The organism is Bradyrhizobium sp. AUGA SZCCT0177 (genome assembly GCF_018130125.1).
Classification (GTDB): domain Bacteria; phylum Pseudomonadota; class Alphaproteobacteria; order Rhizobiales; family Xanthobacteraceae; genus Bradyrhizobium.
Genome location: NZ_JAFCMA010000024.1, coordinates 83,988 through 97,574, shown reverse-complemented (window position 1 = coordinate 97,574; position 13,587 = coordinate 83,988). Strand labels below are relative to the sequence as shown.

At 61.7% G+C, this 13,587-nt stretch carries 10 protein-coding genes; 4 read left to right on the top strand and 6 right to left on the bottom strand.

Annotation, left to right across the window (positions count from 1 at the left end; all coding sequences use genetic code 11):
* Positions 1-504: 504 nt before the first annotated feature.
* Together JQ597_RS25850 and JQ597_RS25845 are read left to right on the top strand one after the other, a co-directional pair.
* Positions 505-1,323, top strand: a complete 819-nt coding sequence (locus JQ597_RS25850) for a transglutaminase-like cysteine peptidase (protein ID WP_212267980.1) — start codon at positions 505-507, stop codon at positions 1,321-1,323.
* A 342-nt stretch (positions 1,324-1,665) separates the two neighbouring features.
* Entirely contained in the window at positions 1,666-3,867 is a 2,202-nt protein-coding gene (locus tag JQ597_RS25845; RefSeq protein WP_212267978.1) for a PQQ-dependent dehydrogenase, methanol/ethanol family, read from the top strand.
* Positions 3,868-3,997: 130 nt separating this feature from the next.
* Here JQ597_RS25845 and JQ597_RS25840 read toward each other — a convergent pair whose 3' ends face one another.
* The 6 genes from JQ597_RS25840 to JQ597_RS25815 form a co-directional block, all read right to left on the bottom strand.
* Positions 3,998-5,197, bottom strand: coding sequence for an ABC transporter substrate-binding protein (locus JQ597_RS25840; protein WP_212267976.1), 1,200 nt, complete (start codon positions 5,195-5,197; stop codon positions 3,998-4,000).
* Positions 5,198-5,288: 91 nt separating this feature from the next.
* A complete protein-coding gene (locus JQ597_RS25835) occupies positions 5,289-7,127 on the bottom strand; it encodes an AMP-dependent synthetase/ligase (RefSeq protein WP_211999312.1) in 1,839 nt (612 codons plus the stop codon).
* Positions 7,128-7,246: 119 nt separating this feature from the next.
* Positions 7,247-8,026 carry an ABC transporter ATP-binding protein gene (locus tag JQ597_RS25830; protein ID WP_211999311.1) on the bottom strand — a complete coding sequence of 260 codons (780 nt, stop codon included), beginning with the start codon at positions 8,024-8,026 and terminating at the stop codon, positions 7,247-7,249.
* Positions 8,027-8,036: 10 nt separating this feature from the next.
* The gene (locus tag JQ597_RS25825) at positions 8,037-8,795 is read right to left on the bottom strand and encodes an ABC transporter ATP-binding protein (protein ID WP_212038740.1); all 759 of its coding nucleotides are present in this window, start codon (positions 8,793-8,795) and stop codon (positions 8,037-8,039) included.
* A complete protein-coding gene (locus JQ597_RS25820; RefSeq protein ID WP_192737012.1) occupies positions 8,792-9,943 on the bottom strand; it encodes a branched-chain amino acid ABC transporter permease in 1,152 nt (383 codons plus the stop codon). The genes JQ597_RS25825 and JQ597_RS25820 overlap by 4 nt, the downstream gene beginning before the upstream one ends.
* Positions 9,944-9,951: 8 nt before the next feature.
* Positions 9,952-10,827, bottom strand: coding sequence for a branched-chain amino acid ABC transporter permease (locus JQ597_RS25815; protein WP_192737011.1), 876 nt, complete (start codon positions 10,825-10,827; stop codon positions 9,952-9,954).
* A gap of 326 nt (positions 10,828-11,153) precedes the next feature.
* Here JQ597_RS25815 and JQ597_RS25810 point away from each other — a divergent pair, with 326 nt between their 5' ends.
* Both JQ597_RS25810 and JQ597_RS25805 read left to right on the top strand, forming a co-directional pair.
* Positions 11,154-11,903 carry an ABC transporter ATP-binding protein gene (locus JQ597_RS25810; RefSeq protein WP_211999308.1) on the top strand — a complete coding sequence of 250 codons (750 nt, stop codon included), beginning with the start codon at positions 11,154-11,156 and terminating at the stop codon, positions 11,901-11,903.
* Positions 11,900-13,423 (top strand): permease, encoded by a 1,524-nt coding sequence (locus tag JQ597_RS25805; RefSeq protein ID WP_212267974.1) that lies wholly within the window; start codon positions 11,900-11,902, stop codon positions 13,421-13,423. Before JQ597_RS25810 ends, JQ597_RS25805 begins: the two co-directional genes overlap by 4 nt.
* Positions 13,424-13,587 lie beyond the last annotated feature (164 nt).

Genomic DNA, 13,587 nt, shown 5'->3' with positions numbered 1-13,587 from the left:
AGGTTAGAGCCGTTTTCTAGATCAGTCTTCCCGATTTTTCTCAAGTATATCTGGTACTCCCCTGCCATACACAGAGGAATACATGGATAAGCTTGAGCACCAGGGAGATTAGTTGAGATATTCGCAGCAAAACGACTGCGGTCTATACTTATCAATCCGATTCCCCCGTATAACCCCGGTATATGATGCGATTTTCCAAGTCAAAACTGTGACTTGGCTTACAACTCACGCGAATCTGACCAGATTAGTCATATTAACCTGAAAACAACGATAACGCACGGTTAAGCACCATCCCATGGATAGGGCAGTCACGGCTCCGCAAAGGTTCGATAAAATTTTCGGGAAACCGGCGAGACAAATTTTAAGCTGTTTCGCGCTTTCCGGCCTGATTTCGCGGGTTTTAAGCAGATCAAAAGCCCACCTACCCACTATGCCCCCAGCGAAATGATCCGGTCACGAGTAGGTTAACGAGCCTGCCGATAATGCCCGGACTAGGGGTGTCAGATGGCGATCTCAAATTATCCGCGTGCGTTGCGCGCAACCTTCCTCGCGTGCGGCCTGTCCATAAGCGGCTTGGCCTGGTTCGGACCGGCGGCCGCCGGAACGCTGCTGTCACCTGGCGCTGCGGTCCTGGTCAAGAAATCCAGCCAGCCGTTCGGGCAGCCCACCGCGATGCTTCTCGACGGCGGATTGCACGAGAAATGGCAAAGTGTGCAGCGCCGCCTCGACGATGAAATGGTGCAGCTTGCGCTGTGCGAGGGCGACCGCGAAGGCTGCGTCTCGCCGGCCGCGCTGCAATTTCTCGCGATCGTCGATGCCGCCAAGCTCCGCGAGGGCCGCGCCCGACTCGGCGAGATCAACCGCGCCGTCAACCTTGCGGTGCGGCCGATGAGCGACCTCGCACAATATGGCCAGCTCGACGTCTGGGCCTCGCCGCTTGCGACGCTGACGCGGGGCGGCGACTGCGAGGATTACGCCATTGCGAAATTCGTGGCGTTGCGCCGGGCCGGCATTGCGCCCGACGATCTGCGGATTGTGATCATGCGCGACACCGTCCGCGGCGAGGATCACGCGGTTGCCGCCGCGCGGCTCGACGGGCACTGGCTGACGCTCGATAACCGCCGCATGGCGATGGTTGAGGATTCCGACATCCGCAATTACCGGCCCACCTTCGTGATCGATCAGCACAGCGTCATGCGATACACCGATGCGCCCCTGCTCACCGCCGCATCCGGCAATCCCGAAGCGCCGGTCGTCATCAGCGCGCTGGCAGCGCCCGGCGTTGTCACGCCCGCCAATCAGGCTCCGACGAAAGCCGATTGACAGCAATCCTGCCGCAATTTCATCCGCGGCGACGATGGAGCAACTGCGTGCTGCATCACGCCCTCGCTGCACCGGACCGGACGGGACGTCGCGCGATCCATGATCGCGCATCTGGGATATCGGATACAAGGCATCCTGCAATTTTCATTTGCACGATCAGATTCAGTGTAAGTCATCAAGCCATGCTGCAGTGCAGCCGGAACGCATGTTCATTCCGTTTGGCAAAAACATGACGAGACAAATTTTCTCTTTTTCTTTTCGCACTCGCGTTTGATTGACGCCGTCATTCCCACCGGCATACCATTCCGACAGATCCGCTAGAGATCATTGGAGGGGACTAGGATGACACGTTCGCCGCGCGGTGAGTCTGCTTGCCGTTTTTTTCCTGAAGGCTTTTCCAATTTGCATCGGCCGGTTCGCCTTGCGCTGGCGATCGGGTTTGGGCTGGCGATCTCCTCCACGGCGGCGCTCGCGCAAAGTCCCGCCAAGGGATCGCCGGAGCACATCAAGGCCGTCACCTCGGCGGTCGACGGCGCCTCGATCAAGGCCAACACCGCGACATCGAACGACTGGCCGACCATCGGCCTCGACTATGCGGAAACGCGCTTTTCCAAGCTGAACCAGATCAACACCGACAACGTCAAGAAGCTCGGCCTGGTATGGAGCTATCCGCTCGAATCCTCCCGCGGTGTCGAGGCAACCCCGGTGGTCGTCGATGGCATCATGTACCAGACCGCCTCCTGGAGCGTGGTGCACGCAATCGACGCCCGTACCGGCAAGAGACTCTGGACCTTCGATCCCGGCATCGACAAGGAGAAGGGCTACAAGGGCTGTTGCGACGTCGTCAATCGCGGCGTGGCGCTCTGGAAGGGCAAGGTTTTCCTCGGCGCCTATGACGGCCGCCTGATCGCGCTCGACGCCGTCACCGGCAAGGTCGTCTGGGAAAAGGACACCATCGTCAGCAAGGAGCACTCCTACACCATCACCGGCGCGCCGCGCGTGTTCAACGGCAAGGTCGTGATCGGCAATGGCGGCGCCGAATATGGCGCGCGCGGCTACGTCACCGCCTATGACGCCGAGACCGGCAACCAGGCCTGGCGCTGGTTCACCGTGCCTGGCGATCCCTCAAAACCGTTCGAAGATGAATCGATGGCGGCAGCCGCCAAGACCTGGGATCCGGCCGGAAAATACTGGCTCAACGGCGGCGGCGGAACGGCGTGGGACACCATCACCTTCGATCCCGACCTGAACATGGTCTATGTCGGCACCGGCAACGGCTCGCCGTGGAATCGGGACATCCGCAGCCCATCCGGCGGCGACAATCTCTACTTGGCGTCACTGGTGGCGCTGAACGCCGACACCGGCAAATACATCTGGCACTATCAGGAAACCCCCGGCGATCATTGGGACTACACATCGACGCAGCCGATGATCCTGGCGGACATCAACATCGATGGCGCGCCAAGGAAGGTCATTCTTCATGCGCCGAAGAACGGCTTCTTCTTCGTCGTCGACCGCACCAACGGCAAGTTCATCTCGGCCAAGAACTTCGTCGATGTGAACTGGGCGACCGGCTACGACGCCAATGGTCGTCCGATCGAAGTACCGGCAGCGCGCGGCAAGGAGCCGTATGACAGCGTTCCCGGTCCATATGGCGCGCACAATTGGCATCCCATGTCGTTCAATCCGCAGACCGGCCTCGTTTATCTGCCGGCGCAAGGCGTGCCGCTGAACCTGACGCCGGAAAAAATGTTCGTTCACAACGCGCCGACTCCCGGCAAGTTCGGCGCCACCACCGGTTGGAATGTCGGCATGGTGCTGGACGCTGTCCCGCCGAAGAATCCGGCGTTCGGGCGCCTGCTGGCGTGGGACCCCGTGAAGCAGAAGGAAGTCTGGCGCGCCGAATATGTGGCGCCATGGAACGGTGGCACGCTGACAACAGCCGGCAATCTGGTGTTCCAGGGCACGGCCGACGGACGCTTCGTCGCCTATAATGCCACGACCGGCGAGAAGCTCTGGGAATCGCCGACCGGGTCCGGCGTCGTCGCGGCGGCCTCGACCTACATGCTCGACGGTAAGCAATATGTGTCGATCGCGGTTGGCTGGGGCGGCGTGTTCGGGATCGCGGTACGCGCCACCGAATTGCGCAGCCCGGGCACGGTCTACACGTTTGCGGTCGACGGCAAGGCGCCACTGCCGACTTTCGTGAAGTATCAGACCGAAGGCCTGCTTGCGGGCGTCAAGTACGACCCGAAGGACGTGCCCGACGGCACCAACCTCTATGTCGCCGCCTGCGCCACCTGCCACGGCGTGCCCGGCGTCCACAATGGCGGCAATGTCCGTAACCTCGGCTATGTTCCGAAGGAGACCATCGAGAACCTCAAGGACTTCGTGTTCAAGGGCCCGTTCCGCGACCAGGGCATGCCGGACTTCACCGGCAAGCTGACGGAAGCGGATGTGACGAAGATCGCCGCCTTCATCCAGGGCACGGCGGATGCGATCAGGCCGAAGCCGGCCGAAGCCGCGGGACAGCCGAAGCAGTAACCCAACTCGTCATGGCCGGGCTTGTCCCGGCCATGACGGAGAGTGGGATCCATCCAAATAAAGAAAGGGCTGCGCGAGGTGATCGCGCAGCCCTTCGTCGTTCGGAAGGCAAACCTTCGGAAGACGAGCCTCAGAACATCAGGCCTTCCTTCACCAGCACCCAGCGGCCGTTCTTGACCTGCTGGACCTGGGTGATGGTGGTGGCGAGATGGTTGGTTTTCGAGAACACGGTCGGCGGCGAACTGAAGATATCCTGGAACTTGTCGCCGGACTCCAGCGCATCAAGCATCTTCTGGCCGCTCAGATCCTTGCCGGCCTTGTTTGCATAATGCGCGAACGTCATCACCGCATTGTAGCCAATGATCGCCTGGGTATTGGCGTCGGCGCCGAACATCTTCTTGTAGTTGACGAGCCAGTCCTTCACTTTTCCCTTGGCGGTGTCTTCGTAGGGAATTTCGAAGCCTGAAGCGGCATACAGACCTTCAACCACTTCCTTGCCGAGCGCCGGCACTTCGAGCACGTTAACCGGCGTGGCGCCGAGGAAGGTGACGTCCCATCCGAGCTTCTTGGCTTCGCCCATCGTGCCGATCGGCTCGCGGAGCACCGCGCCCAACACGACCAGATCGCAGCCGTCGGATTTCATCTTGGCGACCTGTGCGCTGAAGTCGGATGCACCACGCTTGTAGCTGGTGATGGAGGCCGGTGCGACCTTCATCGCGGCGAGCTGCTGGTTAAAACCATCGAGCACGTTTTTGCCGTACTCGTCATCCTGATGCATGATGCACGGCTTCTTGAAATTCTTGGCCTCCATCATGTATTTGAGCGCTGCGCGCGTGCTCTCGACGTAAGGCAGGAGGTTGTTGAATTTCAGCCGTTCCTGCGGCTTGGCCGGATCGAACTTGAAGGTGAATTCGGCCGCGGTGAGCGGAAACAGTTGCATCACCCCGGCCTCGAGCAAAATGTCCTGCGAGGCGAGCACGGTGGGCGATCCCATCGGGCCGACCATCGCGAAGATCTTGTCGCGCTCGACCATCTTCTGCGACGCCAGCACCGCACGCTTCGGGTCGTAGCCGGAGTCCTCCAGGACGAGCTTGATCTTGCGGCCGTGAATGCCGCCGGCGGCGTTGACTTCGTCGATCGCCATCTTCATGCCGTTGGAAACCGGAACGCCCCAGCCCTTGATCGGGCCGGACAGATCCTGATGGGTGCCGATGACGATCTCGCTCGCCGAGATGCCTTCATTGGTGACCTTGGTTTGGGCGTGGGCCGGCAAATGGGTCAGCGCAAGGGCGCTCACCGCAAGGCACAACGCCCTAGACGATTTCGACATTGCAGTCTCCTCTTCGTTGGCCCGTGTTGAGCGAAGGGTGGGGCCTTCTTGTCCTTCGCCGTTTCTACAAATTTTGCTCAAAGTTCGTCCGTTACGCCACCGCCCGTTCGCCGTACATGGCGCCGATCTCGGCCGCGTAACGCTTGTTCACAAAACTGCGCTTCAATTTCATGGTCGGCGTCAATTCCTCATCCTCGGGCGTCAGCTGACGCTCGATCAGGAAAAATTTCTTGATAGTCTCGACCCGCGCGAAGTTGACGTTGACCGCCTCGATCTCGCGCTGGATCAGGTCCTGGATCTCGGGCGCGCGGCACAGGCTCGCGTAGTTGGTGAAGGGAATGTCGTGGTCCTGCGCGAACTTCTCGACATTCTCCTGGTCGATCATGATGAGACAGGTGAGGAACGGCCGCTTGTCGCCGATCACCACCGCGTCCGAGACGTAGGGCGAGAACTTCAGCTGGTTCTCGATCTCGGACGGCGTGATGTTCTTGCCGCCCGAGGTGATGATGATGTCCTTCATCCGGTCGGTGATCTTGACGAAGCCCTCGTTGTCGATCGAACCGACGTCGCCAGTGTGCAGCCAGCCTTTGGCGTCGATGGTCTCGGCGGTCTTTTCCGGCTGGTTGAGATAACCCATGAACAGGAAGTCGCCCTTGATCAGGATTTCGCCTTGCGGGGAAATCGCGACCTCGCCCCAGGGCGCGGCCTTGCCGACTGAACCCAGCTTCATGCGGTCGGGCGGCATCACGGTGGCCACACCGCAATTCTCGGTCTGGCCGTAGACCTCGCGCATGTCGATGCCGAGTGCGAGATACCAGCGGATCAAATCCGGCGCGATCGGCGCGGCCCCGGTGAAGGCCAGACGGCAGCGATCGAGCCCGAGCATGCGGCGGATGTTGCGGAACACCAGCCAATAGGCGAACTGATTGGCGATCCGCAAGGTCAGCGGCGGCGTTTCACCCTCGAGCTTGCTCTCGGTCACGCGATTGCCGATTCCCAGCGCCTGGCGGTACATCCAGTTCTGGAACGGCGTCGCGTCCTTGAGTGCAATCGTGATCCCGGAATAGAATTTTTCCCAGATCCGCGGCACCGCCAGGAACGCGGTCGGCTGCACCTCGCGCAGATTGTCCGGCACGGTTTCCGGGCTCTCGGCGAAATTCATCACCGATCCCAGTGCAAGCGAAATGTAATAGCCGCCGATCCGCTCGGCGACGTGGCAGAGCGGCAGGAACACCAGCCGCTCTTCGGCGTCGGTGGAGGGGAACAGATCGTTGGCGTGGCGCATCTGGTGCGTGACGCTGCGGTTGGAATGCATCGCGCCCTTGGGCGGACCTGTCGTGCCTGACGTGTAGACGAGGATGGCCAAATCACCCGCGCCTCGGCTTGCGATCATCGCATCCCACAGCGCTGGATCGTCGTGACTGTGGTTGCGCCCCAGCGCGGTGAATTCGGCCAGCGACATCACCATCGGGTCGCTGAAGCCAGAGAGGCCTTCCATGTCGAACACGACGATCTTCTGCAAGGTCGGGCAGCGTTCGCGGCAGGACAGGATCTTGTCGAGCTGCTCTTCATCCTCGGCGAAGATCACGCGTGTCGAGGAATCGTTGATGAGGTATTCGACCTGGACCGACGAGTCGGTCGGATAGATCCCGGACGAGACGCCGCCGGCGCAGAGGATGCCCATGTCGGCATACACCCATTCGGGAACCGCGTTCGCGATGATCGACGCGACGTCGCCCGGCTTGAAGCCGGTGGCATGCAAGGCGTAAGCGATATCCTTCGATATCTGCAGCCACTGCCGCCAGCTGGTCGGCTGCCAGATGCCGAACGTCTTTTCGCGGATCGCCGGCCGGTCGCCGCGCGTTTCCACGGCCAGCAAAAAGCTCTTCGCGATCGTGTCGGCGACCGTCAGCACTGCCGGTCTGGCCATGCGTCTTCCTCCCTCTCTCGCCTGCGTCCGACGCCGGTCTTGTCAGCCGGTCTTGTTGTCGAGGCAGGCTCGAATTTAGCTCAAAATCACTAGGAACGCCAAGGTCTTAACTGCGTCGTTTAGCGCCATGTCTTCTTCTTTTTCCAGCGTCGCTCACCGCGCGCGCCCTCTTCCTTGGCGCCGAGATAGAATTCCTGGATGTCCTTTGAATGCATCAGCCGCTCGCAGCTGTCGTTCATGACGACACGGCCGATTTCCAGCACATAGCCATAGTGCGCCGTCTCCAGCGCCACCTTGGCGTTCTGCTCGACCAGCAGGATCGACATGCCCTGCTCTTCGTTGACGCGCTTGATGATGGTGAAAATCTCCTTCACCAGGATCGGCGACAGCCCGAGCGAGGGTTCGTCCAGCAGCAACAGCGTCGGCCGGTTCATCAACGCGCGCCCGATCGCCAGCATCTGCTGCTCGCCGCCGGAGAGCTGTCCGGCCGGCTGGTTGATGCGCTCCTTCAGCCGCGGGAAATAGCCGTAGACCCGTTCGAGATCCTCGGCGACGCCGTCGCGATCCTTGCGCGGATAGGCGCCCATCATCAGGTTTTCGCGCACGGAGAGGAACGGGAACACTTCGCGTCCTTCCGGCACGTGGCTTAGGCCCAGCCGCACGATCTTGTCGGCTTCCACGCGCTGGATCGATTTGCCCAGAAATTCGATCGAGCCCTTCTGCGGATCGAGGATGCCGGAAATGGTTTTCAGAACGGTGGTCTTGCCGGCGCCGTTGGCGCCGAGCAGTGTGACGATCTTGCCACGCGGCACTTCGAGGCTGATGCCCCTGATCGCCTGAATCGGCCCGTAATAGCTCTCGATATTGCTGAGCTTCAGGATGATGTCGGGAGCGCTCATGGCATCATCCTCATGCGCCGAGATAGGCCGCGACGACGTCGGGATGGCGCTGCACTTCGGAAGGCGAGCCCATCGCGATCACCTTGCCGTAGTTCAGTGCGATCACCCGGTCCGACACCCGGTTCACCAGCGACATGTCGTGCTCGACCATCAGCACGGTGATGCCGAGATCGGTCTTCAGGTCGCGGATCCAGAACGACATGTCGCCGGTCTCCTCGACGTTCAGCCCGGAGGATGGCTCGTCGAGCAGGATCAGCTTCGGCTCCGAGCACAGCGCGCGTGCAAGCTCGATCACCTTGCGGACGCCGTAGGGTAGCCCCGAGATCAGCTTGTCGCGATAGACTTCGAGGTCGAGGAACTCGATCACCTGCTCGACGCGGCGGCGATGCGCCTTTTCGTGGGCCCGCACGCTCGGCAGGAACAGCAACTCCTGCCACAGCTGCGTGGTGGAGTGGCGGTGCCGGCCGACCAAGAGATTGCTCAGCATCGTCGCGTTCTCGAACAATTCGATGTTCTGGAAGGTGCGGGCAATGCCGAGGCCGGCAATTTCGTAAGCCGGCTGCTGGGTGATGTCCTGATCCTCGAAATAGATCTTGCCCGAGGTCGGCGGATAAATGCGCGAGATCAGATTGAAGATCGAGCTCTTCCCCGCGCCGTTGGGGCCGATGATCGAGAGGATCTCGCCCTTCTCCACCGCGAAGCTGACGGCATCGACCGCCTTGAGGCCACCGAAGTGCAACGACAGGTCTTCGGCCCGGAAATAGCTCATCGGTTCCGCTCCGACTTCACATAGATTTTCTGCCGCTTGAACGTGGCGCGCTTGTAGAGCGGGAACAGCTGGAAGAAGAGCTTTATCTTCAGCCAGCGACCGTAGAGGCCAAGCGGCTCGAACAGCACGAACAGCACGATGATCAGGCCGTAGATCGCGCCCTTGAGGCCGTTCGCGGAAGCGATGGCGGCGGCCTTGTCCTGAATATGAGACGCACTCTCCTTGCCCGCGCCAAACGTCGAGGCGACGCCCGCGATCATGCCGGGCAAGTCGTCCTTCAGATAGGTCAGGAGCGGATCGATCATGACCAGGAAGATCGCGCCCAGCACCGCGCCGTGCAGACTGAACGAGCCGCCGATCAGGATCACGATGATGAACTCGATCGAGAGCAGCAGCGTGAACATTTCCGGGCTGATGAAGGACAGTTTGTGGGCAAACAGGCAGCCCGCGAATCCGGTGATCGCGGCGCTGATCGCAAACGACTTCACCTTGTAGAGCGAGACGTTGATGCCCATGCTGCGCGCCGCGGTCTCGCTGTCACGGATCGCGACGAAGGCGCGGCCGGTCGGAGAACGCAGGAGATTGAGTGTGCCGACGATGGTCAGGATCAGGAAACCCAGACAAAGGAAATAGAAGGTCGGGCTATCGCGCGATATCGCCATGCCGAACACCTGCATGGTCTTGACGCGCATGCCCTCATTGCCATGGGTCACGCTTTCCCAGCGCGCCAGGATTTCCTCGACGATGAAGGCAAAGGATATCGTCGCAATGACGAGATAGATGCCCTGTAGCCGCAGCGCCGGGAATCCGACCAGCGCGCCGACTACGCCGGTCAGCAGGCCTGCGGCCAGGAAATACACCGGAAACGGGACGTTGTATTGCTGCAGGAAGGCCGCCGTATAGGCGCCGATGGCGAGAAAGGCGGCGTGGCCCAGCGACGCCTGCCCGGTAAAGCCGGTCAGGATCATCAGCCCGACGCCGACGGTGGCGTAGATGCAGACGAACACCAGCTGGCTCATGATATAGCTGGAGAGCACGAACGGCGCGACCGCCAGCAGTGCCAGCAGCACGCCATAGGTGACCAGATAGCCGCTGTGCGGCATCAGGCGGATGTCGTCTTCGTAGTCGGTCTTGAAGAGAAAACGCATCGCGGCCCCTAAACCTTCTTGCGCGTGTGCACGCCGAACAGGCCTTCGGGCTTGAGCAGCAACACCACGAGGAGAACGAGGTAAGGCGCGACGTCTTTCCAGCCTTGCGGCAGATAGAAGCCGGCCATGCTCTCAATCACGCCGATCAGGATGCCGCCGACCACCGCACCTGGAATCGATCCGAAGCCGCCAAGCACCGCGGCGGGAAACGCCTTCAATCCCAGCACCAGCCCGACGTTGGAATGAATGAAGGTGATCGGCGCCAGCAACACGCCGGCGGCGGTTGCGACCGCGGCGCTGATCGCCCAGACGATCGACACCACCCGCTTGACCGGAATGCCCATGTAGTAGGCAGCCAGCATGTTCTCGGAACTGGCGCGCATCGCGGTGCCGAGCGTGGTGCGGTTGAAGAACAGATAGAGCAGCCCGCAAAGGATGACGGTCGCGGCGATCACCGAGAGCTTGTCATGGGCCAGCACCAGCGAGCCGATCCGCAACACACCCTGGCTGAACGGCGTCTCGATCTTGAGATCGTCGGTGCCCCAGATCATGCCGGCGATGGAGCGCAGGAAATATCCGAGCCCGATCGTCGCCATGATGATGGAAAACTGGGGATAGCCGAGGATCGGACGCACCACCACGCGTTCGGCCAGCATGCCAAACAGCGCCATGCAGATCACAGCGCCGGCGAATCCGAGCCAGTAATTGAGGCCGAGCATACCGATGAAAGTGAAGGCGAAGAAACCGCCCAGCATCATCAAATCGCCCTGGGCGAAATTGACGACCTCGGTGGCCTTGTACACCAGCACGAAGCCGAGCGCGATCAAGCCGTAAACGCAGCCAAGTGCGATGCCACTCACCAGTTGCTGAACGAAGTCCAGCATCGATTCCCCTCCCCCGGATGCCCCGCGATTCTACGGATCGCCTTAACGCATCCTGCCTTCGCGCTCTTGTGTCGAAGCGCTGAAAGTCACATATGTCCGTCCCCATTGAGACCAAAGCGCCGACGACTGTCAACAGAGCGCTGGTTGCGGCCCGCGTTAACAATTGCGCAGAAATGCCGCAGGGCGGAAGTTGGCTTCGAAGTGGCCTTCAAAGTAGCCTTGGAAGCGTTCATATCGGCGCGATTTGGGGTCTTCGATTCACCGCACCGAAAGTTCTTGGGTCCATGGTTCGCGGCGACACATGAAACCCGGACCGTCCCGACCTCATGAACCCCGATGTATCAGCGCTGCAGGTGCGAGGGTTAACGAAGCGTTTTGACCGCCCAGCGGTCGATGCGCTCGATCTCACCGTCCACCGCGGCGAATTCTACGCCCTGCTCGGCCCCAACGGTGCCGGCAAGACCACGACGTTGCGCATGGTGGCCGGCCTGCTGCGACCCGACGCCGGCGCTGTCTCAATATTGGGCATCGATGCGCTCGCCGATCCCGTCGCCGCCAAGCAGATCATGGCGTGGGTGTCGGACGAGCCGATGATTTATGACAAGCTGACGCCACTGGAATATCTCGAATTCGTTGCCGGTCTCTGGGGCGTCGATGCTTCGATTGCCGAATCCTCCGCGCAGGATCTGCTGGTGTCGCTCGGGCTCCAGCCGCATCTGCACGAACGCTGCGAAGGATTTTCGAAAGGCATGCGCCAGAAGGTGGCGCTGGCCGGTGCACTGGTCCATGACCCCCGCCTGATCATCCTCGATGAACCTCTCACCGGCCTCGACGCGCTGTCCGCGCGTCACGTCAAGGGACTGCTGCAGGCACGCGTCCGCGCCGGCTGCACCGTGATCATGACGACGCATATTCTGGAAGTCGCCGAACGGATGGCCGACCGCATCGGCGTCATCGCCGCGGGCCGGCTGGTGGCCGAAGGCACGCTCACCGAATTGCGCCAGCAGAACGGCCGCAACGACACCAGCCTCGAAGACATGTTCATTGCACTCGTCGACACCGACGCGGCCGCATGAGCTCGGCCGCTGATCTCACCTGGTTTGCCCGGCACGAAATCCGGCTGGCGTGGCGCGAATGGCTCGCCATGATGACGGGCGCGCGGCGAAAACGAACACGCGCCGTGATCGGGCTGCTCGTGCTCGCCGCCTTCCTGCATCTGCCGGCCTATGCGGTGATCGGCCGCTTTGCCGATCTGCAAGCCCCGCTCGACAAGCCGACGCTGATCGTCATGTCAGCAACGATCTTCCTGGCCTGGGCCCTGATGCTGTCGCAGGCGATCGAATCGGTGACACGCGTGTTCTATGCGCGCGCCGACCTCGATCTGATCATGTCGTCGCCGGTCAGGCTGACCAACATCTTCTCGGTGCGGATCGCGGCAATCGCGCTCTCGGTCACGGCCATGGCGCTGCTGTTGTCGAGCCCCTTCGTCGACGTTCTCATGATCGGCGGCGGCATCAGGTGGTTTTCCGCGTTTGGCGTCGTCATCGCCATTGGCTTATCGGCCGCGGCGGTTGCGATCGCAATCACGGTATTATTGTTTCGCTTGATCGGTCCGAGCCGGACGCGGCTCGCTGCGCAAATTCTCGCTGCCGTCATCGGCGCGGGTTTTGTCATCGCGCTCCAGGTCGCCGCGATCCTCTCCTACGGCACGCTGTCGCGGTTCACGGTGCTGACGTCGGACGCCGCGGCGGCCTACGCCCCCGATTTCGACAGTCCGCTGTGGTGGCCGGCGCGCGCCGCGATCGGGGACGGCGAAATGCTCTCGCTTCTGCTGGCCGGCAGCCTCGTGCTGCTCGGCGGCGTGATGGCGGTCTTCTCGCCGAAATTTGCCGGCACCGTCGTCAGCGCTTCGGCAACGGCAACGACGATCCGTCGCGGGTCGCGCGCGACCTCGTTTCGCCGCGGTTCGCGGCAAGCCGCGCTGCGCTGGAAGGAGTTCATGCTGCTGCGGCGCGATCCCTGGCTGGTGTCGCAGAGCCTGATGCAATTGCTTTATCTGGTGCCGCCGGCGCTGATGCTGTGGCGCAGCTTCTCCGATAGCTCGGCCGCGACCGTCCTGATCACGCCCGTGATCGTGATGGCGGCCGGACAACTCGCCGGCGGTCTCGCCTGGCTGACGATTTCAGGCGAGGACGCCGCAGACCTGGTCGCGACCGCCCCGATGCCGCCCGGCAGCGTGATCCGGGCCAAGGTCGAGGTGGTGATGATCGCGATCGGCGTCATCTTCGCTCCCTTGGTGGCTGCACTGGCCTTGGCGTCACCCCTACAGGCAGCGGTCACTGCCGTCTTCGTCGTCATCGCCACCGTGTCGGCGGCCGCGATCCAGCTGTGGTTTCGCGTCCAGGCCAAACGCAGCCAGTTTCGCCGCCGCCAGACCTCGTCACGCATCGCAACGTTTGCTGAAGCGTTCTGCTCGATCGGATGGGCGGCGACCGCGATCCTCGCCGTCACAATCCCGATTGCCGCCGTCATCAGCGGCGCCATGACCGCGCTGATGCTGGCCGGGACGTGGAAGATCAGCCCGCGAAGGGATTGATGCGGAAGCGCCCGGTATTCAGCCGTGAACCTCGGCAGACCGAACCCCGACAAAGCTATATCCTATTGAAGTTGAGGGCGGATTTCCGGCAAGCCTGACTGGCTGGAAGGCCACGCCGCCGTCATCGATTCGTTTGGCTGGCTGGGCTATCTTGCCGAAGCACT

Excerpts from the sequence above, each read along its gene's own strand:
- JQ597_RS25820 (WP_192737012.1), bottom strand. The coding sequence starts at position 9,943 with ATGCGTTTTCTCTTCAAGACCGACTACGAAGACGACATCCGCCTGATG.
- JQ597_RS25805 (WP_212267974.1), top strand. The coding sequence starts at position 11,900 with ATGAGCTCGGCCGCTGATCTCACCTGGTTTGCCCGGCACGAAATCCGG.
- JQ597_RS25815 (WP_192737011.1), bottom strand. The coding sequence starts at position 10,827 with ATGCTGGACTTCGTTCAGCAACTGGTGAGTGGCATCGCACTTGGCTGC.
- JQ597_RS25850 (WP_212267980.1), top strand. The coding sequence starts at position 505 with ATGGCGATCTCAAATTATCCGCGTGCGTTGCGCGCAACCTTCCTCGCG.
- JQ597_RS25840 (WP_212267976.1), bottom strand. The coding sequence starts at position 5,197 with ATGTCGAAATCGTCTAGGGCGTTGTGCCTTGCGGTGAGCGCCCTTGCG.
- JQ597_RS25810 (WP_211999308.1), top strand. The coding sequence starts at position 11,154 with ATGAACCCCGATGTATCAGCGCTGCAGGTGCGAGGGTTAACGAAGCGT.
- JQ597_RS25825 (WP_212038740.1), bottom strand. The coding sequence starts at position 8,795 with ATGAGCTATTTCCGGGCCGAAGACCTGTCGTTGCACTTCGGTGGCCTC.
- JQ597_RS25845 (WP_212267978.1), top strand. The coding sequence starts at position 1,666 with ATGACACGTTCGCCGCGCGGTGAGTCTGCTTGCCGTTTTTTTCCTGAA.
- JQ597_RS25830 (WP_211999311.1), bottom strand. The coding sequence starts at position 8,026 with ATGAGCGCTCCCGACATCATCCTGAAGCTCAGCAATATCGAGAGCTAT.
- JQ597_RS25835 (WP_211999312.1), bottom strand. The coding sequence starts at position 7,127 with ATGGCCAGACCGGCAGTGCTGACGGTCGCCGACACGATCGCGAAGAGC.